25 protein-coding genes and 2 pseudogenes are annotated in these 22,978 nt (G+C 59.8%); 13 read left to right on the top strand and 14 right to left on the bottom strand.

From position 1 onward, the window contains the following. Positions 1–94 precede the first annotated feature (94 nt). Together DBR00_RS14980 and DBR00_RS14975 are read left to right on the top strand one after the other, a co-directional pair. Entirely contained in the window at positions 95–1,216 is a 1,122-nt protein-coding gene (locus tag DBR00_RS14980; RefSeq protein ID WP_108489476.1) for a GNAT family N-acetyltransferase, read from the top strand. Positions 1,217–1,289: 73 nt separating this feature from the next. Next, a complete protein-coding gene (locus DBR00_RS14975) occupies positions 1,290–2,030 on the top strand; it encodes an MgtC/SapB family protein (RefSeq protein ID WP_218276625.1) in 741 nt (246 codons plus the stop codon). A 37-nt stretch (positions 2,031–2,067) separates the two neighbouring features. Here the strand turns inward: DBR00_RS14975 and DBR00_RS14970 are convergent, their stop codons facing one another. Genes DBR00_RS14970 through DBR00_RS14960 form a run of 3 tightly spaced genes read right to left on the bottom strand, consistent with a single transcriptional unit; the run spans position 2,068 to position 4,389 of the window. After that, the gene (locus DBR00_RS14970; RefSeq protein WP_108489475.1) at positions 2,068–2,622 is read right to left on the bottom strand and encodes a peptidylprolyl isomerase; all 555 of its coding nucleotides are present in this window, start codon (positions 2,620–2,622) and stop codon (positions 2,068–2,070) included. Between the two features lie 12 nt (positions 2,623–2,634). Then, complete coding sequence (locus DBR00_RS14965; protein WP_108489474.1) at positions 2,635–3,447, bottom strand: alpha/beta fold hydrolase; 813 nt, start codon at positions 3,445–3,447, stop codon at positions 2,635–2,637. Positions 3,448–3,462: 15 nt separating this feature from the next. Further along, a complete protein-coding gene (locus DBR00_RS14960; protein ID WP_108489473.1) occupies positions 3,463–4,389 on the bottom strand; it encodes a LysR family transcriptional regulator in 927 nt (308 codons plus the stop codon). Between the two features lie 77 nt (positions 4,390–4,466). Between DBR00_RS14960 and DBR00_RS14955 the strand changes: the two genes are divergently transcribed. From DBR00_RS14955 to rarD, 3 genes are all read left to right on the top strand, one after another. Next, entirely contained in the window at positions 4,467–4,781 is a 315-nt protein-coding gene (locus tag DBR00_RS14955; RefSeq protein WP_108489472.1) for a 3-phosphoglycerate kinase, read from the top strand. A gap of 158 nt (positions 4,782–4,939) precedes the next feature. After that, complete coding sequence (locus tag DBR00_RS14950) at positions 4,940–5,539, top strand: FMN-dependent NADH-azoreductase (protein WP_108489471.1); 600 nt, start codon at positions 4,940–4,942, stop codon at positions 5,537–5,539. A gap of 204 nt (positions 5,540–5,743) precedes the next feature. Beyond that, positions 5,744–6,640, top strand: coding sequence for an EamA family transporter RarD (gene rarD, locus DBR00_RS14945; RefSeq protein ID WP_108489470.1), 897 nt, complete (start codon positions 5,744–5,746; stop codon positions 6,638–6,640). 3 nt (positions 6,641–6,643) lie between these two features. Here the strand turns inward: rarD and DBR00_RS14940 are convergent, their stop codons facing one another. Then, positions 6,644–7,297, bottom strand: coding sequence for a 7-cyano-7-deazaguanine/7-aminomethyl-7-deazaguanine transporter (locus tag DBR00_RS14940; RefSeq protein ID WP_108489469.1), 654 nt, complete (start codon positions 7,295–7,297; stop codon positions 6,644–6,646). A gap of 252 nt (positions 7,298–7,549) precedes the next feature. Between DBR00_RS14940 and DBR00_RS14935 the strand changes: the two genes are divergently transcribed. From DBR00_RS14935 to DBR00_RS21120, 3 genes and pseudogenes are all read left to right on the top strand, one after another. Then, a complete protein-coding gene (locus DBR00_RS14935; RefSeq protein WP_108489500.1) occupies positions 7,550–8,899 on the top strand; it encodes a DEAD/DEAH box helicase in 1,350 nt (449 codons plus the stop codon). 4 nt (positions 8,900–8,903) lie between these two features. Further along, positions 8,904–9,005: pseudogene (locus DBR00_RS21125) on the top strand (hypothetical protein); the annotation flags it as partial. 147 nt (positions 9,006–9,152) lie between these two features. Next, positions 9,153–9,425 (top strand): annotated as a pseudogene (locus tag DBR00_RS21120) (DUF1294 domain-containing protein); the annotation flags it as partial. 35 nt (positions 9,426–9,460) lie between these two features. Here DBR00_RS21120 and DBR00_RS14925 read toward each other — a convergent pair. Then, positions 9,461–10,441 (bottom strand): zinc-dependent alcohol dehydrogenase family protein, encoded by a 981-nt coding sequence (locus DBR00_RS14925; RefSeq protein ID WP_108489467.1) that lies wholly within the window; start codon positions 10,439–10,441, stop codon positions 9,461–9,463. Positions 10,442–10,601: 160 nt separating this feature from the next. Between DBR00_RS14925 and DBR00_RS14920 the strand changes: the two genes are divergently transcribed. Continuing rightward, positions 10,602–11,324, top strand: a complete 723-nt coding sequence (locus DBR00_RS14920) for an ABC transporter substrate-binding protein (protein WP_108489499.1) — start codon at positions 10,602–10,604, stop codon at positions 11,322–11,324. On the opposite strand, the gene DBR00_RS14915 is transcribed toward DBR00_RS14920, so the two are convergent. Continuing rightward, complete coding sequence (locus tag DBR00_RS14915) at positions 11,318–13,570, bottom strand: LTA synthase family protein (protein ID WP_256583027.1); 2,253 nt, start codon at positions 13,568–13,570, stop codon at positions 11,318–11,320. The two genes, DBR00_RS14920 and DBR00_RS14915, sit on opposite strands and share 7 nt — an antisense overlap. A gap of 207 nt (positions 13,571–13,777) precedes the next feature. After that, positions 13,778–13,966: a hypothetical protein gene (locus DBR00_RS14910; protein WP_169852821.1), complete on the bottom strand. Its 189-nt coding sequence runs from the start codon at positions 13,964–13,966 to the stop codon at positions 13,778–13,780. Between the two features lie 322 nt (positions 13,967–14,288). On the opposite strand from DBR00_RS14910, the gene DBR00_RS14905 reads away from it, so the two are divergent. Next, positions 14,289–15,131 carry a S1 RNA-binding domain-containing protein gene (locus DBR00_RS14905; protein WP_108489466.1) on the top strand — a complete coding sequence of 281 codons (843 nt, stop codon included), beginning with the start codon at positions 14,289–14,291 and terminating at the stop codon, positions 15,129–15,131. Between the two features lie 223 nt (positions 15,132–15,354). Here DBR00_RS14905 and DBR00_RS14900 read toward each other — a convergent pair whose 3' ends face one another. After that, entirely contained in the window at positions 15,355–15,891 is a 537-nt protein-coding gene (locus DBR00_RS14900; protein ID WP_108489465.1) for a thermonuclease family protein, read from the bottom strand. Positions 15,892–16,175: 284 nt separating this feature from the next. On the opposite strand from DBR00_RS14900, the gene DBR00_RS14895 reads away from it, so the two are divergent. Further along, positions 16,176–16,511, top strand: a complete 336-nt coding sequence (locus DBR00_RS14895; RefSeq protein WP_256583026.1) for a hypothetical protein — start codon at positions 16,176–16,178, stop codon at positions 16,509–16,511. A 202-nt stretch (positions 16,512–16,713) separates the two neighbouring features. Here the strand turns inward: DBR00_RS14895 and DBR00_RS14890 are convergent, their stop codons facing one another. The 6 genes from DBR00_RS14890 to DBR00_RS21115 all read right to left on the bottom strand — a co-directional run bounded on the left by DBR00_RS14890 (position 16,714) and on the right by DBR00_RS21115 (position 20,374). Then, on the bottom strand, positions 16,714–17,151 hold the full coding sequence (locus tag DBR00_RS14890; RefSeq protein WP_108489464.1) for an ABA4-like family protein: 438 nt from the start codon (positions 17,149–17,151) through the stop codon (positions 16,714–16,716). Positions 17,152–17,272: 121 nt separating this feature from the next. Then, positions 17,273–17,935 (bottom strand): peptide-methionine (S)-S-oxide reductase MsrA, encoded by a 663-nt coding sequence (gene msrA, locus DBR00_RS14885; protein ID WP_108489463.1) that lies wholly within the window; start codon positions 17,933–17,935, stop codon positions 17,273–17,275. A 2-nt stretch (positions 17,936–17,937) separates the two neighbouring features. After that, a complete protein-coding gene (msrB, locus tag DBR00_RS14880; protein WP_108489462.1) occupies positions 17,938–18,453 on the bottom strand; it encodes a peptide-methionine (R)-S-oxide reductase MsrB in 516 nt (171 codons plus the stop codon). 118 nt (positions 18,454–18,571) lie between these two features. Further along, entirely contained in the window at positions 18,572–19,609 is a 1,038-nt protein-coding gene (locus tag DBR00_RS14875) for a GGDEF domain-containing protein (RefSeq protein WP_108489461.1), read from the bottom strand. Between the two features lie 130 nt (positions 19,610–19,739). Further along, complete coding sequence (locus DBR00_RS14870; protein WP_108489460.1) at positions 19,740–20,219, bottom strand: GNAT family N-acetyltransferase; 480 nt, start codon at positions 20,217–20,219, stop codon at positions 19,740–19,742. Between the two features lie 23 nt (positions 20,220–20,242). Then, positions 20,243–20,374, bottom strand: a complete 132-nt coding sequence (locus DBR00_RS21115) for a hypothetical protein (protein ID WP_256583036.1) — start codon at positions 20,372–20,374, stop codon at positions 20,243–20,245. 280 nt (positions 20,375–20,654) lie between these two features. Between DBR00_RS21115 and DBR00_RS14865 the strand changes: the two genes are divergently transcribed. Together DBR00_RS14865 and DBR00_RS14860 are read left to right on the top strand one after the other, a co-directional pair. Continuing rightward, positions 20,655–21,428 carry a PP2C family serine/threonine-protein phosphatase gene (locus DBR00_RS14865; RefSeq protein WP_108489459.1) on the top strand — a complete coding sequence of 258 codons (774 nt, stop codon included), beginning with the start codon at positions 20,655–20,657 and terminating at the stop codon, positions 21,426–21,428. Positions 21,429–21,451: 23 nt separating this feature from the next. Then, the gene (locus DBR00_RS14860) at positions 21,452–22,954 is read left to right on the top strand and encodes a serine/threonine-protein kinase (protein WP_108489458.1); all 1,503 of its coding nucleotides are present in this window, start codon (positions 21,452–21,454) and stop codon (positions 22,952–22,954) included. Positions 22,955–22,978: the final 24 nt, after the last annotated feature.

Genomic DNA, 22,978 nt, shown 5'->3' with positions numbered 1-22,978 from the left:
CGCCGGCGGCCCACGGCCGCAATGCTGTCTGCTAATCAGCCTGGCGGCTATAGTGCAGCTTTGTCTGACCGCGACAGACCTGACTGAGCCGCCCATGTTGCCGACCTACCTGAATTCCATCCATGACATTGCCGCCAGCCAGTGGGATGGCCTGCTGGCAGATACGCAGCCGTTCTTGCGCCATGCTTTTCTCGCGGCACTGGAAGACAGCGGCAGTGTGGGTGGGCGCACTGGCTGGCAGCCGGCCCATGCGGCGTTGCTCGATGCGCGGGGACAATTACTGGCCGCCATGCCGGGGTATGTGAAAAGCCACTCCTATGGCGAGTACGTGTTCGATCATGGCTGGGCGGATGCCTGCTACCGCGCCGGCATCGACTATTACCCCAAGCTGCTCGGTGCAATTCCCTTCTCTCCGGTTACCGGTCAGCGCCTGTTAGGCGCATCTGAGGCGGTTGGACAGCTGCTCGATGGCCTCTGCGCCGGGCTGGAACAACAGGGTCTGTCGAGCCTGCATATCAACTTCACCTCCGAGGCCGAAAATGCGCTGCTGCAGGGCCGTGATGGCTGGTTGCAGCGCCTCGGCTGTCAGTTTCACTGGCGTAATCGTGGCTACCGGGATTTTCAGGATTTTCTCGATGCACTCAGTTCGCGTAAGCGCAAACAGATGCGCAAGGAGCGTGAGCAGGTGGCGGGGCAGGGCATCGCGTTTGACTGGCGTGAGGGCCATCAGCTCAGTGAGCTGGAGTGGGATTTCGTCTACCTGTGTTACGCCAACACCTACCGTGTGCGCGGCCAGTCACCCTATCTGACGCGCGCCTTCTTTAGTCTGTTGGCCGAGTGCGTGCCTGAGATGATCCGCGTGGTGCTCGCTCATCAGGCTGGTAGACCTGTGGCCATGGCCTTTAGCCTGGTCGGCGGCGACAGCCTGTATGGCCGCTACTGGGGTTGTCTGGCGGAGTTTGATCGGCTGCATTTCGAAACCTGTTTCTACCAGGGTATGGACTTTGCCATCGCCAATGGCCTGCACCGCTTCGACGCCGGTGCCCAGGGCGAGCACAAGCTGATTCGCGGCTTTGAACCGGTCATCACCCACTCCTGGCACTACCTCTGCCACCCCGGCCTGCGTGCGGCCGTGGCGAACTTCCTCGCTGAAGAACAGTACGGCGTGCGCGGCTACGCCGAACAGGCACGCGAGCTGCTGCCGTACCGCCAATAGTGTCGCTGGCTCGCGCAGTTTAGTGGAGCGGCAACTACGCTCAGAGCATGTTCGCTGCTGCGCGAGGTGTGTGGTGAGTGTATTGGCCCTAGTCGATCAGCTCTGGCTGCTGCCCGGCGTGGCGGTCAACCTGACCCTGTTTCTGAATATGCTGGGTGCGCTGCTGCTGGGGCTGCTGGTGGGTTATGAGCGCTCCTACCATGTGCGTGCAGCAGGCATGCGTATTTATGGCATGGTCTGCATGGCGTCCTGTGCATTGACGGTGTTGTGCGTGTACCCGCAGCACTGGTTGGGCGATCACTCGTTGGCAGGGGTTGATCCCACGCGGGTGATTCAGGGCGTGGTCACTGGTATTGGTTTTCTCGGTGCCGGGTTGATCATGAAAGATGGCATGAGCATCAGCGGCCTGACCACCGCGGCCTCAATCTGGGCCTCTTCAGCAATTGGTGTGCTGGTTGGCGTCGGGTTTTACTGGGCGGCCTTGCTGCTCAGTCTGATTTCCGCCGGGCTGATGATGTGGGGCGCCAAGTTGGAGGCGCGGCTGCCATCGCGGCCGGCCATTGCCATTGTGCTGCGTTTTGCACCGGGATTTGTCCGGCCTGAAGAAAACACACTGCGGCGCATTGCCCGCGAGCGCGGTTATGTGATCGCCGGTGGTTCGTTCAGTGTGAGCTACGAGCATGGGCAGCTGGAGTGGCGCTTTGTTGCGGTGGCAGTCGATGGGCAGAAGAGTGCGCGGATCAGCGATATGGCTGATGAGTTGGCGCAGTTGGACGGGGTGGCGAAGTTTCAGATGACTCATGCGCGCAACTGACGGCTGGGCAGCGGGCTACCCAGCCGGTTGAACAGGTTTACAGGCGTTTGGCGGCGGTGATCAGCACCGGCTCACGCGGGACGTTCTGATGGCCGCCACGGTTGGCAGTTGGCACCTGGGCGATCTTGTCGACTACGTCCATCCCCTTCACCACCTTGCCGAACACCGCGTAACCGAAGTCACGCGAGCCGTGGTCGAGGAAGGCGTTGTCCTTGTGGTTGATAAAGAACTGGCTGGTGGCCGAGTCGCGTACTTGGGTACGGGCCATGGCCAGGGTGCCACGCACGTTGTGCAGGCCGTTGTCGGCTTCGTTCTTGATTGGTGTCTGGGTGTCTTTTTGCTGCATGTCGGCATCGAAGCCGCCGCCTTGCACCATAAAGCCCGGAATCACGCGGTGGAACTGGGTGCCGGCATAGTAGCCGCTGTCGACGTAGCTGAGGAAATTGGCGGTGCTGATCGGCGCTTTTTCGGCGTTCAGTTCGATCTCGATGTCCCCAAGGCTGGTGGTCAGCAGCACTTTCGGATTTTCTGCGGCCAGCAGGCTGCTGGCAAACAGGATGGAGCAGGCGGCGAGGGTGAGGGTCTTGAACATGCGGGGTGGTCCTTATTGTTGCTTGGCTGTGGGCGCGGCCTGTTCGACTTCAGCGAGGAAGGTCAGCAGGCTGCTGTTGAAGTGTTCGGGTTGGTCCAGCGGTGTGGCGTGGCGTGAATCTTCGATCACCAGCAGGCGGGCATTGGGCAGTTCATCGACATACGCCTGCTTCTGCGCCACCGGGGTGTAATCGCGGTCGGCGGTGACCACCAAGGTCGGACAGCTGATTCGCGTCAGGCGTTCCCGCACGCCCCAGCCGATGATCGCGTCCAGGCTGGCCAGGTAGGCGCGTTTGTCGTTCTGCGGCCAGCGTTGGAGAATTTTCTGCCGCAACTCTTCCTGCTCCGGCTTGGGGAACAACAGCTTGCCTAAGGCTTTGGCAATGGTATCGAGGCTGAGCAGGCGCGACAGGCTCCAGCGTTTGGCGATTTCTACGTAATCACGCAGGCTTTTGGCTTTGACTTCCGGGCCGCTGTTGACGATGCACAGGCTCTTCAGCAGTTCGGGGCGATCCACGCCCAGCTGGAAGCCGATCATGCCGCCCATGGAGATACCCACCAGATGCACCTGTGGCAGCTGCAGGTGCTCGATCAGCGCCGCCACATCCTCGGCAAAACCTTGAATGCTGTAGCGCTCGCGGGGTTTGTCCGAGCGACCGTGGCCGCGCACATCGAGGGCGATAACCCGGTAGTGACGAGCCAACTCGGGGATCTGGTATTCCCAGTCGCGGGTGCTCGAACCGAGGCCGTGGACCAGCAGCACGGGCGCGCCGCGGCCATATTCTTCGTAGTGCAACTGACAGTCGTCGTGTTCGAAATAGGGCATCCGCTGAATTCCAGATCAAGTGGGGGGCAGGGGTGCAGCAAAGGCTGTATCCAGGGTGACCGAGTCGAAACGTTGAATCAGCTCGACGAGAATCTGCGTGGCCGGACCCAGGGGTTTGTCTTTGTTCGAGTACAGGTAGAACAGTGGGTTACGGCTGCCGCCCTGATCCAGCGGCAGGGGCTTGAGCAGGCCGTCCTTGAGCTCGCGTTCGATCAGATGGCGCGGCAACCAGGCAAAGCCCAGGCCGTTGCTGACAAAGGTGGCGGCGGTGGCCAGGCTGCCGACTGTCCAGCGTTGTTCGGCGCCGAGCCAGCCTACATCGCGCGGCTGCTGGCGGCCGGAGTCGCGGATCACCACCTGCATCTGGGTTTCCAGATCCTGGAAGGTGACGACGCGCTGCAGGCGGTGCAGCGGGTGTTCAGGGTGGGCGACGGCGACAAACTCCACGGTGCTCATTTCCACGCCGAGAAAGCCGGGAATGTTCAGCGCGCTGATGGCCAGGTCGGCCATGCCATCCTTGAGCACTTCTTCCACCCCGGATAGCACTTCTTCGCGCAGGCGCACCCGGCAACCACGGCTTTGCGGCATAAAGGCCGTCAGGGTCCGTACCAGGCGCGCGTTGGGGTAGGCGGCATCAACCACCAGGCGCACTTCGGCTTCCCAGCCCTGCTCCATATGGTGCGCCAGGTCTTCCAGCTGGCTGGCTTGCTTGACCAGCTGACGCGAGCGGCGCAGCAGCACATCACCGGCTTCGGTGAGCACCGCCTTGCGTCCATCAATGCGCAGCAGCGGCACGCCGAGCTGCTCCTGCATGCGTGCAACGGTGTAGCTGACCGAGGATTGCGAGCGGTGCAGCACTTCGGCCGCTTGGGCAAAGCCGCCGTGGTCGACCACCGCCTGCAGGGTGCGCCATTGGTCGAGGGTTACGCGGGGGGCTTTCATAATCGATTCCCGTACTCAGGGTGCAAAGACCCACTCAATCAACCTAAACTGGCCGTCTTTTGCCGGAGACAGCCCTGATGAAAAAGCTCTGTTGCGCACTGCTGGCCTGCTTGCCTCTGAGTGTAATGGCCTACCCGATTGAGGTGGAAAAACAGCTCAACGGTGCCGAGGTGGCGGCCACCACTCAGGAAATCGATCACAACATGGGTGGCTTGCAGCTGTACAACTATGGCCGTGCGGCCGCCCAGTGCACGGCGTTGTTCCGCAATGGCCCGGAAGCCCCGCGTACCCGCAAGGTCAGACTGAGCGCTGGTGAAAGCAGCAGCCTGGCGGTGAAGTTCAGCCGCAGCATTATCAAGCTGCGGGTCAAACTGACCTGCGAAGTCAGCTAGCCAAGGCTGTTAGCGCAACAGCCCTGAGACTAAGCCGGGATGCTATATAAATCAAATTATTCGATTGTTTGATGCGAATATTTGCGCTTTTTAATCAATCATAGCGCTTATATTCTTTGCCCATCGACGTTCAATACCCCTTCGATGGAGCAAACAACATGGCTAATGTCCTGGTAATTGAAAGCAGCGCCCGCCAACAAGGTTCGGTTTCCCGTCAACTGGCTGAGCAATTTATCGCCAGCTGGCGAGCGGCGCACCCCGCCGATCAGATCAACGTGCGTGACCTGGCGGTGGATCAGGTGCCGCACCTGGATGCCAATCTGCTGGGTGGCTGGATGACTCCCGCTGCGCAGCAGAGCGAAGCGGAGCAAGCGGCGCTGGCGCGCTCCAATCTGCTGACCGATGAGCTGCTGAGCGCTGATGTGCTGGTGCTGGCCGCGCCCATGTACAACTTCGCCATTCCCAGCACCCTGAAAGCCTGGCTCGACCATGTGCTGCGCGCCGGGGTGACCTTCAAATACACCGAAACCGGCCCGCAGGGCCTGCTCAGCGGCAAGCGTGCTTTTGTGCTGACCGCTCGCGGCGGTATCTATGCCGGCGGCAGCCAAGACCACCAGGAACCCTACCTGCGTCAGGCGCTGGCCTTTGTCGGTATCCACGATGTCAGCTTTATCCACGCCGAAGGCCTCAATCTGGGCGGCGAGTTTATGGAAAAGGGCCTGAATCAGGCCAAGGCGCAACTGGCTCAGGCCATCTGATTCTCCGCTGCATCCTGTTCTCCTGACGTCCGGTGCTCCTGGACGTCTCTGCCCGCCCTGCTGCTGCAGTGCGGGCTTTTTTATGGGCAGCGCCCGGATTTTTGGCTGTATGGGTGTTTCAGTGCCTAGCTGTGTCGCTTTGTGGCTGTGGTCTTAACTACAAGCCAGGCAAGATGCCGAGGACTGATTGAGCAGGGTGGTGTGATGCAGCTGTCTGGGCGCGGCGTGGCGCTGTCGATTATTGCTTCGGGGCTGTTTGCCCTGGTGCCCGGCTATGTGCGGTTGCTGACGCCGCTCGATGGCTTGCAGGTGTTTGCCCAGCGGGTGCTATGGTCGATGCCGGCAGTGTTGCTGCTGATCACCTTGTCGCGGCAATGGCCGGTGCTGCTCGCCGCCTGCGACCGCGTGCGGCGCGAGCCGTTGCTGTTCGCCAGCCTGCCGTTGGCCGCGTTGTTGATGGGGATTCAGTGGGCGCTGTTTGTCTGGGCGCCGCTGGCTGGGCGCATGCTGGACGTGTCGTTGGGCTATTTCCTGCTGCCGCTGGCCATGGTGCTGGCCGGGCGGGTGTTCTATGGCGAACGGCTGAGGCCGTTGCAGCGGCTGGCGGTGTTTTGCGCTTTGCTTGGCGTCGCCCATGAACTGTGGCTGACCCAGGCATTCTCCTGGGTGGTGATGGTCACGGTGCTGGGCTATCCGCCGTATTTCATGCTGCGCCGCTGGATGCGCCTGGACGCCTTGTCCGGCTTTGCCTTCGAGATGCTGTTTATGGCGCCGGTGGCGATCTGGCTGGTGCTGCAATGGAGTCCGCCGCAACTGTTCAGCCAGGCGCCGCAGCTCTGGTGGTTGCTGCCAGGGTTGGCGATCCTCAGCTCGCTGGCGTTTGCCGCGATGATGGCTGCCAGCCGGCTGCTGCCGATGGGCCTGTTCGGCATTCTCAGTTATGTCGAGCCGGTGCTGTTGTTTCTCGTCGCGCTGCTGTTTCTTGGCGAGCAGTTCGACAGCGCGCAATGGCTGACCTATCTGCCAATCTGGCTGGCGGTGCTGCTGGTCGGCTGGGACAGCGCGCGCCTGCTGTTCAAACAGGCGCGGCAAGGTGGTTAGAACTTAGCTGGTCACCTGATTGCGTCCGGCCAGCACGCGCAGGATGGCATTGAGCAATATGCCGTAGAGCGGCACGAACAGCAGCAGGCTGACGACCAGTTTGACCCCGTAATCGACCGTGGCGATTTCCACCCAATTCTCGGCCATAAACGCGTTGCTGCTGTTCCAGAACGCCACCGAGAAGAAGACGAAGGTGTCGAGCAGGTTGCCGAGAATGGTCGAGGCGGTTGGTGCCACCCACCAGAGTGGCAACTGACGCAGACGGTCGAATACCTGGATGTCGAGAACCTGCCCCAGTACGTAGGCGAGGAAACTGGCCACGGAAATGCGCAGAACGAACTCGTTGAACTCCAGTAACGCACCAAAGCCGCGGAAGCTGGCTTCCTGAAACAGCACCGAGACGATGTAGGAAATCAGCAGTGCCGGCAGCATGACTCGGGCAATGACCCGGCGCGCTGCCTGTTTGCCGAGCAAACGCACCGTCAGGTCGGTAGCCAGGAAGATAAATGGAAAACTGAAAGCACCCCAGGTGGTGTGCCAGCCGAACAAGGTAATCGGCAGCTGCACCAGGTAGTTGCTGGCTATGATGATCAGAATGTGAAATAGCACCAGCGCCATAAGCGCATTGCGCAGGCGCCGAGGGGAAGTCAGGAGCATGACATAACCTTTTTAGTGAATGGGGTTAGGGAACCCATGCGGCTCGGGATTGAACAGCGGCGCGCATTCTAACGGCGTGACGTGAGGCTTGCGTAATGGTCTGACGAGAGGCGTCAAATCCCCCCATCCAGCTCCCAGCAATGCATTCGTGAGCGAGGCTGTAGACGTCGTTGGCCAGGCCGTTCGGGCTTTTAGCTGGCAGAACCGGTAATCTATGTCGCTGTATTGCTGATTTTTTGCCGAGGTATGCCCGTGTTTTCCCAATTCGCCCTGCATGAACGCCTGCTCAAAGCCGTGGCCGAGCTTAACTTTGTCGAGCCCACCCCGGTGCAGTTGGCGGCCATTCCGCTGGCGCTGCAAGGAAAAGACTTGCGGGTTACCGCGCAGACCGGCAGCGGCAAGACCGCAGCCTTTGTGCTGCCCATGCTCAATCGTCTGCTCGGCGATGGTGCTTCTCAGCCGCGTATGAGCGTGCGTGCGATGATCCTGCTGCCAACCCGCGAGCTGGCCCAGCAAACCCTCAAGGAGGTCGAGCGCTTCGCTCAGTTCACCTTCCTCAAGGGTGGCCTGATCACCGGTGGTGAAGACTTCAAGGTGCAGGCCGCCATGCTGCGCAAGGTCGACATCCTGATCGGTACGCCGGGTCGCCTGATCGAACACGCCAACGCCGGCAACCTGCTGCTCGATGAAGTCGAAGTGTTGGTCCTCGATGAAGCCGACCGCATGCTCGATATGGGCTTTGCTGAAGACGTGCAACGTCTCGGCGAACTGTGCAATGCCGATCGCCAGACCCTACTGTTCTCTGCCACCAGTGGCGGCGCAGCGCTGCGCGAAGTGGTCGGCAAGGTGCTGAAAGAGCCTGAGCACCTGCAGCTCAACCGCGTCAGCCAGCTCAATGAGGGCACCCGACAGCAGATCATCACCGCCGACCACAACCATCACAAAGAGCGTCTGGTCGACTGGCTGCTGGCCAACGAAACCTACGAAAAAGCGATCATCTTCACCAACACGCGAGTGCAGGCCGACCGCCTGTACGGCAAGCTGGTGGCCAAGGATTTCAAGGTCTTCGTGTTGCATGGCGAGAAAGACCAGAAGGACCGCAAGTTGGCCATCGACCGTCTCAAGCAGGGCGCGGTGAAAATTCTGGTGGCCACCGATGTGGCGGCCCGTGGTCTGGACGTTGATGGCCTGGACCTGGTGATCAACTTCGATATGCCGCGCTCCGGTGACGAATACGTGCACCGCATCGGCCGCACCGGCCGTGCCGGCGCCGAAGGTCTGGCGATCTCGCTGATCTGCCATAACGACTGGGCGCTGATGTCGAGCATCGAGCGCTACCTCAAGCAGCGTTTTGAGCGCCGCAATATCAAGGACCTCAAGGGCATCTACCAGGGACCGAAAAATCTCAAGGCGTCCGGCAAGGCGGTTGGTCCGAAGAAGAAAAAGGTCGACCCGAAAACCGGTAAGAAGCTGGCCAAAAAGCCAGCCACCAAGGCGCCAAGCAAGCGCAATACCATCAACAAGCCCAAGGCGGATGCGCCCGTGTTGGTCAGTCAGGACGGCCTGGCCCCGCTGAAACGCCGTAAGCCCGCTGCCGAGTAAACCTGTGGCTCGCTGTCTGCTCCTGTCTGCCGCGTTGGCGCTGGCCACGCAGGCACAGGGCTCAGTACACAAATGCGTGCAGCCTGACGGTGTGGTGCTCTACACCGATCAGCCCTGCAGCATTGCCCATCGCAACCTGGCCTTGAGTATCAGTGACTACGCCAGCTATCCGCCTTTACTGCAGGGCGTTGCACAACTCTGGCACGAACGGCTTCAGCCGCTGCTGGTCGAGGTTGATGTGCTGGCCATGCTGGTGCTGGTTTACGGGCTGATGAGCCTGGTCTGCTTTATTGCCTACTACCGCGACAAACAGTTCGCCATCCAGGGGCAGCAACGTACGCCTGAGGCGCGCCTGCACCTGTATGAGTTGCTGGGTGGCTGGCCAGGCGGATTGCTGGCGCAGCGGTTGATTCGCCACAAGAACCGCAAGCTGAGTTATCAGCTGCTGTTCTGGTTGATTGTGCTGTTGCATCTGGCCCTGTTGGGGCTGGTGCTGTGGCTGAGCAGTACACCTGCAGGTGGCTGAAGACGGCGGGCTAGCCGCCGTCTGTCGCTTGATCCTTACTTCGGTACGATCAGAATCTTGCCGCCACGCTCACCACTGGCGGCGGCCGCCACGGCCTGCTTGATCTCACTGACGTCATAGGTAGCTGCCACACGGGTGTGCAGCTTGCCGCTGGCGATCAGCTGTACCAACTCACCAAATACCTTCATCTGTTCGGCCTGGCTGGCGTTCTGGAACCACTTGGCCAGCCAGAAGCCGCGCAGGCTGACGTCGCGGAACACGAAGGATGCTGGCGATACCTGACACGGCTGGCGGCTCATCATGCCGTAGTTAACCAGTACCCCGCCTTCGCACAGGCTGGCCGCCAGGTGGTCGGTCGACTCGCTACCTACGGCATCGATACCCAAACGCACGCTTGCACCGCCAGTGGCTGCGCGCACGCGCTTGGCCAGGTCCGGGCCATCGACCAGCACCACGTCACCGCCTTCGGCCTCAACACTGGCTACGGCCGATTCACGGCGTACCACGTTGATGGTTTTGAAGCCGCGCAGCTTGGCCAGCTGGATCAGGTAGCTGCCGACGCCTGAGTTGGCGGCGTTCTGGATTACCCAATCACCGGGCTTAAGGTCCACGAACTGGCTGAGCAACAGGGAGGCCGTCGGCGGGTTGACCGTGAGCATCGCCAGTTGCTGCGGATCCGCTTCCGGTAGCGGGATAAGCTTGTTGGCCGCTGCATTCAGATGGCTGACCCAGGTACCGCAGCCCACCGGCAACAGCACCATCTGCCCGACCTTCAGGTTGCCGACCTCGGCGCCCAGCGCTTCCACTCGGCCAACCCCTTCGTTGCCGCCAATTGCGGGTAGCGGCGGTAGCATGCCGTATTCGCCAGTCAGGGTGAGTACGTCGGAGGGGTTGATGGGCGCTGCGAGCACCTTGATGCGTACCTGGCCAACTCCGGGTTCGGGTAGCTGCAACTCGACTGCGGCAATCACTTCATGGGGTTGCGGGCCGCGTTGCTGGTATTCGGCTTTGAGCATGAACAATCTCCACATGTGCATCGACTGATTGGGGTGCAGAGAGTCTAGCCCCACGTCTGTACCTGGCGACTAATACGGGTGAATCGATCTCAGTGATGGCCGCGTGCAGTTTCAGCGCATAGCCGGCTATGCTGGAGGCTGGCTCAGTTGGGATATGGTCATGAAATGGATCGGGGTGTTGGGCCTGCTGCTATGTAGCCTGACGGTGTCAGCGCACAATCTGCGCATCGGTTTCGGGACGCATAAACCGCCCTATATCTTCGAAGATGAGGACCGTGGGCTGGAGCACGATATCGTTATGAGCGCAGCTCGTCATGGCGGTCTGCAGCCGACAGCCTATTATGCGCCCCTTGAGCGCTTGAACATGATGCTGCGCAAGGGGCAGCTGGATGCGATTGCCGCAACCAATGAACTGAACGGTGGCGATATCGTTTATTCGCACAGCTATATCCGCTACCACAATGTGGCGGTGGCGTTGCGCTCACGCAATCTCGAAATCCAGCAAATCAGCGACTTGGCACGGTATTCGGTCAATGCCTTTCAGCGTGCGCGGTTTCTGTTGGGTGCTGAGTTTCAGCGCATGGCGCAGGCCAATCCGCGTTACCGCGAAGAGGCCTTCCAGATCGCGCGTAACCGCATGCTCTACAGCGGCCGCGTGGATGTTGTAGTGACAGACATGCGTATCCTTCGCTACTTCAACCGTGAGGTGTATACCCAGGTCGACGTGACTCAGCCCCTGACCTTGTTTCCCATTTTTGCAGCCAATGATTACAAGCTCGGTTGCCGTGAGTGGGCCTTGTGTGAGCGTTTTAACCTGGGGTTGGCAGAGCTTAGAAAGACCGGCGAGTACGCGCAGATCGAAGGGCGCTATGCGATCTATTGAGTCTCACTCATCTGGATAAGCTCGTACCCGGTTGACTGAACCTCATCCAGGCTTTCCTGAGCTGCGAGCAGTTCTTCTTCAGTCTGCAGTGGGCTGCTGCGCACACTGAAATCGACAATTTCGATGGCGCCCTGCCCCTGTCCAAGCAAGTGAAAGGAAAACGCCTTGCGTGCGTCTGGGTTGTCGAAGGAAAAGCTGATTTCGACTGGTTTATCGTGCGTCAGTAGCGGCAGTTCCGGGATTGGCAGGGCCACGTCACGGTCGTACTCCTTGGTTTTCAATTGCAGCCTGGCGCCTGCTTTACCTACGCGCTGGGCGCGGATCTTCAGGGTTACGGTGGTTTGAGTGGCGGCGCTTAGCGTCAGGTACTGAGCGCCAACCAGGTTGTCGGTCCAGTCATCGCTGACACCATGGGTGAGTTTGATCGGTTGCGGGTTGGCAAACTGGTAACTTTGTTCGCCTTGGCTACTCGTTAGCGACTGGTCGAGCATGCTGGCTTGTTGGCTGATAAGGCGTGCCGGCTTGCCGGTGAAGCGGCCCAAGTAACGGGCGCTGTCAGCAATGAAGCGGCGGCTTTCATAGCGGCGGCAGATACTTTGGAAGTCGCATTCGGTCAGCGTGGCGTTTCCGTCATGCTGGCGCAGCAGGCCATTGGTGTAGGACATGATGGGTCGACCGTGGCTGTAGTCGCGTAGCAATGAACGGCCGGAAATGTTAGTCGGTACGGGGAAGGCAAAGTAGTCGAGTACCGAGGCGGTCAGGTCGACATGGCCGTAGATGCCATGTTTGAGTGCGGGCAGCTTCGGCTGCTCGGGCGCCAGCAGCAGGTTGAAACCCCAGGCCGAGGCCAGGCGGACATTCTCTATGCCATGGGATTCGTCCGAGGTGATGATCACCAGGGTATCGTTCATCACGCCCTGTCTTTCCAAGGCGTTGAGGAAGTCCGCCACCGCGTCATCCAGATAGGCAATCGCGGCCAGCTTGGCGTTGGGATGGCGGTCGAGATAGCCCTGCGGCGCTGAATAAGGTTGGTGAGTACCGACGGTCAGCAACGTCAGCATCCAGGGTTGGCGTTTGCTACGCAGTTGCTTGACGTAGCCCAGCGCGCCCTCGAAAAAGGCCTTGTCATCCATGCCCCAGGGGAACTCGATATAGGGCTTGTTCTTGAACCAGTCGCGACCGTGAGTCTGGTCGAAGCCCATGCGCGGCATGATCTGATCCTTGGCCATAAAACGCAGCCCTGCACCTTGCAGAAAATGGGTGCTAAGGCCGCGCTCACGCAGTTGCGCGGGCAGGCAAAGATCGCTGCGAGCAGGATTATTGAGCAGCTCCACACCTTTCGGGGTGCTGGAGTCGAGTTTGTTGTAGTCGCCACAGAGCATGGCGTAGAGCCCGCGAATGGTCTGGTGACCATGCAGCACGTAGTCATAGGTGAGCATGCCGCGCTCGGCCCACTGACTCAGACGTGGCATCGGCTGTTCCAGGTAGCTGCTGCCAATGGCCTGGCGGCTGGCGCGCAGATAGGCCCCGGTTACCCCTTCCAGGGTAATGATCAGCACGTTGCGTGCACTGCCGGCCTGGGCCAGCAGTGGGGTTCCGTTAAGGTCGAGCTGGTTCAGGGCGCTGATATCCGGCGGGCTGCCGGGCTCATTGCCGTCAAGCCAGTCAGCCAGGTGCTGCTGGCCGCTGCTGGTGCTTTCCGCTAGCAGCTTGTGCGGCAGGTTGAATTGCAACCATTGATCCGCTTCGCTGGGCTTTAGCTGCTGAAAAACGCTGTGCACGGCAAATAGCGACAACGGCAACAGCAGCCAGGCGCGGGATAGTGATGCGGCGCGGCGTGGCGTCTGCCAGCTGCGCAGACCGAAATAGAGTGCCGTCAGCAGTGCCAGGGCCAGCGCCAGCAACGGTTGACCCAAACCGCCGCCCTGCGTGGAATGGCTGACAAATTGGGCGTCGCCCAGGTATTGCAGATCGGCCGGTTCCGGCATGCGGCCGACGGCATTGACCAGTTCGGCGGTGCTCAGGTTGAAGATGCACCAGACCAGCAGCAGCGGCACCGCCAGCAGCCAGGAGCGCTGATGCAGCACCACCAGCAGCAAGCTGCCAATCGCCAGGTCAGAGAGGTAGCCATAAGGGTGGGACCAGCCCAGTGCGTAGCGGCTGAGCATCGGCAATGCGAGCAACAACAGGCCGAGCACAAACAGCGTGCTGGAAGGGCGTCGCAGCCAATTGCAGGTAAAGCGCACGGGTACTCCTGGGGCATTCGCCATCATTCAGCAACGGCAATGCCGAAACAGCCGCAAGATGCGGGCTGACATGATTCTGAAACAAGGTTGTGCTAAGCGCCAGAGGGCTAGGTGTAAATGGATAAAACAGCGGGGGAGGGAGAGGTTCAATCAAGCACTGGCCAGCGCCTTGTCATTGCGAGCAAAGCGCTGCATGGCCAGAACGCGTTACTTCTTGCCGATGGTGATCTGCTTGGTGGTGCCATACACCTGGCCGCTGACACCTTTGGCGATTTGCTGGATTTCCCCACCAGACTTCAGGAAGGCCTCGATTTGTGCGTCGATCGAGGCGCTGGTTTCCACGGCTGGTGCCGGCTTGGGTTTACTGTTGGATGCTTTTACGCGCATGACGGCCATTAACCTATTTAAAAATTAATTTGGCCGCGCATGGTACTCGAAATGCTTGACAATTGCTTGGTAAATAAAGACCGGATGTCGTGTTGTGCCGAGGAATAATTTTTCAGCGGGTTGATTTAATACAGCAGCAGTTCACTAAGTAATTGTTTTAATTGACTACACATGCCTGCACAGATTTTCCCAATGCGCGAAGTGGCGTAGCCCGCCACTGGTCAGTTGCACCGACCAACACGCGTTTAGGCGTTGGCATATGTGCCGGGTTGTCGAGAAATTCAGGGGCGACTCGTCTAGAATGCCGGCTTGGTAATGAGGGTAGGGCATCATGGCGGTTATTGGACGGATGAATAGTTTGCAGGTCGTGAAGCACACCGACTTTGGCCTGTATCTGGATGGCGGCGCAGATGGCGAAATTCTCTTGCCAAAACGCTATATCCCAAGCGACAGCCCAAGTGAAGTGGACGACTGGTTGAATGTCTTTATTTACTTGGACAGTGAAGACAAATTAATTGCCACCACGGAAAAACCAAAAGTTCAGGTGGGCGAATTTGCCAGTTTGAAAGTTGTGGATATAAATCGCGTGGGCTTATTCCTTAATTGGGGTTTGCCAAAAGATTTGTTGTTGCCGCACTCCGAAGAAAAACGCCCATTGCAGATCGGTGATTACTGCGTGGTGCATGTCTTCCTCGATAAACGCAGCAAGCGCATCACCGCCACTGCACGCCTGGATCGTTATCTGGATAACGTGCCGGCCAACTACACGGCGGGCGAGGAAGTCGACCTGTTGGTGGCCGAATCCACCGATATGGGCTTCAAGGCCATTATCAATGGCAAGCACTGGGGCCTGATCCACAAGAACGAACTGTTCAAGTTTGTGCGCAGCGGCATGCAGGAAAAAGGCTTTATCAAGGAAGTGCGCGCCGACGGCAAAATCAGCCTGAGCCTGCAGCCAGTTGGCCAGGAAGCTGCCAGCAGCCTTGGTGAACAGATTTTGGCCAAACTGCGCGAGCATGATGGTGTACTCAAGGTGAATGACAAAAGTTCACCTGAAGAAATTGCCGGGCTGTTTCGAGTCAGCAAGGGCAACTTCAAGAAAGCCATCGGCGGCTTGTACAAACAGGGGCGCATCGTGATCCACGAAGACCGTATCGAACTGCCGAGCAAGTAAGCAGTTGCTCTCTGCGTTTACGACTCATGGCCGCGTACCAGCAGTGAGTCGTACGTTCTGTAGTTGGCTTGCTAGGCTTGAGGGGGCAGCTTGAGTCGCGTTGCAGTTGGCGCACTGCGCGACTCAATGAGCATCTTGCCGGTGTAGCTCAGTCGCTAGAGCAGTGCACTCGTAACGCGAAGGTCGCAGGTTCGGTTCCTGTCTCCCCATCCACATCAATCGGTTAGCCGTCACCAAACTGGGAGAACGACGCGGTTCGGCCTGTTTTGCTTTTTTGCGGTGCCTCAATTCTGCCGGCGTAGCGCCAGTCCCAGGGCGCGACGATGTCTTCGGCGGGAAGCTGCCAGAGGCCTTTGCCCATGTTTCTGGCCAGGGTCTCGGCATCTTTCAATCGGTGATCTTTTAGCTGTTTGGTATAGGCCCAGGCGGCGCCCTGTGCGACCAGGGTGTAATTCACATCAACGCCGCTGACATAGGCCCGAGCCAGTGTTCTGCCGTAGCGGTCGACTTCTTGCACATGCAGGACTACCTGCTTTTCCAACACCAGATCAGACAGGGCCAGCTTGGCTTCGTCGCCATAGGGCTGCTTTCTTTCTGGTGCGTCGATTTCCGCAAGGCGCACTCGTAGCCGTTTGTTGTCAGTGTTCAGGCAACTGAAGGTGTCGCCTTCGCTGATGGTCATCACCCGGCAGATGAATTGCTCAGCAAGCGCCAGGCCGGGGAGGCAAGCGAGAAGGAGTAAAGCGATACGGATAGTCATCTGGTTGGCGATGCTCAGGCGAATACATAGCCCGTGATAGTAATAAACGCTCCGTAGATTAAGCGGGACGGGTATCGCGAAACTGTACGGCGGGTTTACAGGGTGTTTTCCTGCACTGGCGCCTGGGGTTGCTTGTGCTTTTCCGCCAATCAAGGATGATTGCTCATTATTTGAGCGATTAAGCAGCTCGCGTGCGCCTCTCCCGGATTAACGGTCGGAACCGCTGGTGGGCTGGTGTTGCCAAACTTTTAAGTTCGTTGCGCGCCGATGGCGCAGAGGTTGTGATGACGATGTGCAGATATGTGGTCAGTCTGGTGGGGTTACTGCTGGTGACTCCGCTGTATGCCGAGCAGCAGGCGCCGCAGACGCTGCGGGTCATTCCGAAGACCTATATCAGCCCCGGTGCCAGTGGCAGCATCGGCAGTTCGCAGACCATCGAAAGCCATAACCTCTATGGTGGGCAGCGCCTACCCGACGGCCTGCAGCGCCATGAGCAGCGCTACGGCAGTCAGTCGATAGAAAATCGCGGGACGATCAAGCAAACGATCGAGTACCCCAATGGCTACCGGGTGCAGCAGTATCCAGGGCAGAGCTCTGAATACTATGAGCGCAGCCGCTAACAGGCCGTTGAAGAATTACTTACGTTGCCGATACTGCGTTGAAAACAGGCTGGGACGCGGCGTCTCGCAATGTTTATTTACAGCTCGTAAACTCGTGCGCCAGCCCAGTCCGCTTCCTTGCCACTTTGGACAGCCGTAGGCTGTTACTAATCTAGCGCCTTGTCTCGACTGCCTCGCCAACATTCTCAACGGCCGGCTAGCTTCAGGCCACCATCACCAAGCCCCAGCGTAAGCCTAGAAACGCCAGCAGGCCCAGCGGGCCGAACATCAGCGTCAGTACATAGCAGGGCAGCAGTGCCCAGTGGCTGATGCCGGCGATGGCGCCTTCGTGGCGGATATACAGCCCGACCATCAGATCGAACGCCAGAATATGTATCCAGGCTGCCAGTGCGGCTGTGGGTTGGCGCAGCAGAGATAGAACTCCACCGAGGCTGAAGAATCCGGGCCTGCCGCTACCCGGCTCCGGGCGCTGGCGCATCGCGACAAACAGCAGCCAGCTATAGACGATGGCCAGTAGAACCACGCTGAGGCCCAGCACCAGTTCGTCGGTATAGGGCCAGAACGGCAGACAGACCAGCATCAGCCAGCCGCTCAGAGCGATCAGCGAGGTGAGTTTGAACAGGGGTTTCAACGGTACCATGGTGTGCTCACTGGGCAAGGTGTGAGTTCAACCATAGCGGATGCGGCGATTGCTGCCCTTATGTATCAGCGGCTGAATACAGCGTCATCAGCGGGCCCGAGGGTCCGCTGATGGGGGCGGTTTACTGTTTTTTGCCCCAGAGTTTTTCCAGGCGTTGGTCACGACCGCAGCCATTGCGGTAGTAGTTGTAGCGCAGCGGGTTACGTTGGTAATAGTTCTGGTGATAGTCCTCGGCCGGGTAAAAGGTGCTGGCGGCGAGGATTTCTGTGACCACCGGGGCTGGCAAACGCCCGGACTTATCCAGAGTCGCCTTGGAGGCCTCGGCCAGTTGCTGTTCTTCGCCGTTGCTATAGAAGATCGCGCTGCGGTACTGCGGACCGCGGTCGCAGAACTGGGCATTGGCCGTGATTGGGTCAATGGTAGGCCAGAAGGCTTCCAGCAGCTGGGCGTAGCTGGTTTTGCTTGGGTCGAAGCGCACCCGTACTGCTTCGATATGCCCGCTGCTGCCGGCCGAGACCTGCTCGTAGGTGGGGTTGTCGACATGCCCGCCGATGTAGCCGGAGGTGGTTTCAATCACCCCTGGGACCTTGTCGAAATCCGATTCAGTGCACCAGAAGCAGCCGCCAGCGAAGATCGCGACACCGGGGCTTTCAACTGTTGTTGCACTGGCCTGAGGTTGTGGCGCCTGCGCGGCGGTGGGTTCACAGGCGGCCAGCAGGCCGCCCAGCGCGAGGATGCTGCTAGCCAGCAGATGGCGTCGCCAGGTCGAGGGGATGACAGTCATGTTCAGCTCCGCAGCTCAGGTAAGGCTTCGCCTTGCGGGATAAAGCGCAAGGCCACGCCGTTGTTGCACCAGCGTTCGCCCCGCGGTTTCGGGCCGTCATCGAAGACATGGCCCTGATGCCCGCCGCAGCGTGCGCAGTGGTATTCGGTGCGTGGGAAGAACAGCTTGAAGTCGCGCTTGGTGCCCATGTGGCCGGCAATTGGCTGGGTAAAGCTGGGCCAGCCGGTGCCGCTTTCATATTTGTCCTGGCTGGCGAACAGCGGCAGGTAGCAGGCGGCGCAGAGGTAGGTGCCGTCGCGTTTTTCCTGATTCAGCGGGCTGCTGCCGGGGGCCTCGGTGTCTTCTTCGAAGAGCACGGCATAGGCTTCGGGCGTCAGTAGATCGCGCCAGTCGCTGTGGGGTTTATTCAGCGGTATCACGCTGCTGGCGGTGTCTTGCGCCAGGCTGAGCGAGGCGTGGCCGAGCAGGGGCAGGGCTGGCAACAGGGCCATCCCCTTGAGCAGTGAGCGTCTTTTCATGGCGGTGCTCTGTGTGAGGTGTGGCCAATAGACAGAGACAACGCTGAGTTGTTACAGCCTTACCCGCCGCGCGCGCGAATTTTCCCGCGCAAGTTGTAAGCAAAGATAAACCGTGCGGTCAGGTAATGGGCAGGCTGCTGGACCTGTCGACACCGTCATCGATGACGATGCAGTTACGCCCGGCATTCTTGGCGCGATACAGACGCTTATCGGCACGCTGCAGCAGGGTTTCCCAGTGCTCATCGCGGCGCAGGATGGCCCCGCCGACTGACATGGTCACCGCTCCACCAGGCCCGCGCAGGTGCTGCGCCACTTGCTGCTGCAGGTGTTGCGCGGCCGCCAGCAGGCCCGCATGCTCGGTGTTGGGCAGCAGGAGGAGGAATTCCTCGCCGCCGAAGCGGAACAGCCGGTCTTCCTTGCGCGATGAGCTTTTGATCAGTCCGACAAAGTCCACCAGCACCTGATCGCCGGCCTGGTGGCCGTGGCTGTCGTTGATTCGTTTGAAATGATCCAGGTCCATCACCAGTACGCCGTAGCTGTTGCCGTGGCGACGGTAGATGGAGGCGGCGATCTTCAGCTCTTCATTCATGGCCCGGCGGTTACGGGCGCCAGTCAGCGGGTCCTGGATGGCCAGTTGTTGCAGCTGATCGCGTTGGCTGCTGGTGCGGTAGGCAAATACGAAGCTGAGGATGCTGGCCATCATGCTGGTGACCAGGAATGAAACCATCTGGTAGTCGCTTTCGAATACCGTGCCGGGCTTTAACTGGCCGTAACCAACCAAAGTTATGAGCACCAGAATGGTGGCCAGCAAGGCCTTGGTGGGTGAAACCATAAAGAAGTTGAAGAGAATCAGCGGGTAGATCCAGAACAGGCCGTTGACGCCCAGATTGATGGCGATCAGCGTTGCGCCGGCAGAGAAGATGGTGGCCAAGTAAATGCCGGGTTTGATCGTGTCACCGGTGCGCCAGGCATAGAGCACTGCGACCACAGTGGAGACGACAATTATGGTGTCGGCGAAGCCTACCAGGTAGTTACCGGTGGCTAGCCGGTAGACGGCATAAGGGGAAATACCCATCACGCCAAAGAAGCCCATCAAGGTAATGATGGACAGCTGGAAATCGTTACGCAGACGCCTGAGTAGCCGCGATATGCGCATAGGTAGGGGCCATTGTTGTCGTTGTTATGAGCTAAGCATGCAGAGCTTGCCCTGGCGATGGCAATAGTGAAAATGAGCAAAGTGCCAGTATTTGCTGGTTCCTGCCAAATGGTGTCTGTTTGACTTGGTACTAAGGCTCCAGTCCTTGTGCTGTAAGGCTTGGGCAAGGCGCGCGGAAGAATGCCTGCAGGCTTTTGCTGCGCTGATAGCGGGCCAGGCGCTCAGCCAATGGTTGAGGCAGCTCGGTGCAGGGCGCAAAGCCCAGGCGCAGGTAGAAGTCGCTGAGCTGCGGATGGCAGAACAGCCAGACCGGAGCGGCACAATCGGCCAGAGCTGCTTCGATCAACCGGCGGGCCACGCCTTGCCCACGCTGCGTGCTATCGACCAGCAGGCTGGTTAGCCAATGTCCGTGCGCGACCTGCTGCAGGCAGAGTGCGGCGACGATTTCCCGATCTTCTGCCACCCACAGCTGTGCGCCGGCAGTGGCGCGCATGGCTGAGTGTTGGCTGCGGTAGAACTTGTCGGCAAGTGGTTTAAGCGGGGCGGGGAGTAGGCGGTAGTGCATGGCAGGTACGGGTGCGACGGTGAGTGGATGCCTGAGCGCAAGCATGGTGCTTGCCTCAGACCGGTGCGTCAGATATTGGCGGCGTGGCTGCCGAGCAGGGTTTTCGCACCTTGCTTGTCTTTTTTGTCCATGCGCTTTTCGCTGGCGGTTTTCAGCGGCTTTTTCTTCACTTGTTTCTTCGAGTCCATACCTTTGCTCATGATCTTCACCTCTGACACTGTCGTGGTTGAATGTTCTGGAGCGGGCCATTCCCTCGCGGTGAGGCGAGGTTGGTACTTAGGAGTCTACGCCCATGTTGGGTGAATAGCTGGGGGCGTTACCCGGGGCTTGGATGCAGGACAGGATTCGACTGGTTAACAGTTCACCGGCAAAATCGGTGGCTGGCGGTGACAGCCTGTGCGTGCCGCCGCATCATGGGCGTATTACGCCGCGCACAGCCTGCTTGCAGTGCGACTGTTGAACCCCTGAGTCGAGACATTGATGGAACAAGCGCTGATTTATGCCGGCCAGAGCGTGCCTGGGCGGGTGCGTGGGCACAATGAAGACGCTCTGCTGTGTTGCCCGCAGCTGAATCTATGGGCGATTGCTGACGGCATGGGCGGTCATCAATGTGGCGAAGTGGCCAGCGCCCTGGCATTACAGGTGCTGCAGGCGGCCTGCGCCGAAGGTCAGGAATTGCTCGGTGCGGTGCATGCGGCCAATCGGGCGATTCTCAGCGTGGCGCGCGCCGATGAGCAGCGTGGCATGGGCACAACCCTCGTGGCGGTGCGCTTCGCTGGCGCGGCGTTCAGCATTGTCTGGGTCGGCGACAGCCGCGCCTATCGGGTCAGTGCTGGACATATCGAGCGCCTGACCCGCGATCACAGCTGGGTGCAGACCATGATCGATGCCGGGCAGATGAGCGCCGAGGTGGCGCGTAGCCATCCACAGCGTAATGTCATCCTGCAGTGCCTGGGCCGTGATGATCAGCCGCTGGAGATCGGCATGCTGCAAGGCTCGCTCGGTGAGCATGAGTTGCTGCTGCTGTGTAGCGATGGTCTGACCGGCGAGCTGGACGACGTGCAGATCCAGCAGCTGTGCAGCAACGCCCAGACCCTTGATGAGCTGGTGGAACAGTTGCTGGCGCAGGCCAACGAAATGGGTGGCAAGGACAATATCTCCTGTATCGTGCTCGGCCGTGATGCGGCCGCGCCCAGCGTCGAGGCTAAACCGCGAGGTTTGCTCAGCCGCCTGTTTACCTCCCGCAAGTCCTAATTCGCCGGTGTGCACTGACCTCCATGACTGAACAATTGCTCGATATTCCCGGTTATCAGGTGCACGGCCGCCTGGGTAAAGGCGGCATGGCCGAGGTGTACCTGGCCACCCAGACGTCGCTGCAGCGCAAGGTGGCAATCAAGGTGCTGCTGAGTGCAGATGATCAGGCGTTTAGTCAGCGCTTTCTCAAGGAAGGCCACATCGTGGCGTCCCTGCATCACCCCTCGATCATCACTATTTATGACATCAACCAGCTCGCCGATGGTCGCCACTATCTGACCATGGAGTTTGTCCCCGGTGGTGATCTGGCGCAGCACAAAGGCGAGGTGTTCGACCTGCCGCGCGCGCTGCGCATCGTGCAGCAGGTGGCCAGCGGTCTGGCCGTGGTGCATGACCAGGGCCTGGTACACCGCGATATCAAACCGGCCAACATCCTCTTTCGCAGCGACGGTACGACGGTGATCACCGACTTCGGCGTGGCCAAGGCGCTTGAGCTGGACCATGACCTGACCCAGTTCGGTATCGCCGTTGGCAGCCCGTCCTACAGCAGCCCCGAACAGGCGCAGTGCCAGGCATTGGATGCACGCAGTGATATCTACAGCCTGGGCGTGATCCTGCTGGAGATGCTCACCGGCACCAATCCGTATCGCGCCGCCAACTACCCCCAGACCGTGATGAACCACCTGCAGATGGACGTGCCGCAGTTGCCTGCACATTTGCAGCGTTATCAGTGGTTGCTTGAACGCATGCTGGCGAAAGAGCCGGATGAGCGTTTTGCCGACTGCAAGGTGCTGCTGGCCAGCCTCGATGAACTGACCCGCGATGACCCGGACAGCACACGCATCGCTCCGGCGCTCAGTCTGGGCAAACCGGCCAGACGCAAAACTGCGCGCAGTGCGCTATGGGTCTTGCTGCTCGCCGGCGTCGTGTTGCTGGCCGGCGTCGCCGGCGGTGGTTATTACTTGTATCAGCAGAAGCAAATCAGCGATTACCTGGCGCGTGCCGAGCTGCGCCTGCAAAACGGCAGCCTGCTGGAGCCGCCGCAGGACAACGCCGATTACCTGTTCCGCCAGGTGCTGGCACTCGATGCGGATAACCCCGCGGCCCTTGATGGTCTGGCGCGCGTGCTGCAGGCGCGGATCAATCAGTCCTTGGTGTTGGCCGAGCAGCGCCTGGCTGATCAGCAGTTGCTGCTGCCGGAAGATGACAGCGCCACTCACTACTTCCGCCAGGTACTGGCCTGGGAGCCGGACAACCTGCTGGCCTTGGCCGGGATCAACCGGGTGGCGCAGCGCTATATCGAGCAAAGCGAAGCCGCCTACAAACGCCGCGAGTTTGCCCTGGCTCTGGCGCTGGTGCAGCAGGGCCTGGAAGTGGAGCCGGCCAATGAGCAGTTGCTGCAGTTGCGGGATGGCCATGAACGACGCGTGCGCCTGGCCCAGGCGCCCCGACGCCGTCCTGCGGCTGCCGAACAATCGGCACCGGTTAACCCGGTCAAGCGGCTGTGGAACAACTTATTTAAGTAAGCCTCCGTGCGGGCGTATTGCTAC

The sequence above is a fragment of the Pseudomonas sp. HMWF032 genome, from assembly GCF_003060885.1.
Taxonomy (GTDB): Bacteria; Pseudomonadota; Gammaproteobacteria; order Pseudomonadales; family Pseudomonadaceae; genus Aquipseudomonas.
The sequence above is the reverse complement of the archived record's forward strand: the minus strand, read 5'-3'. Positions and strand labels throughout refer to the sequence as shown.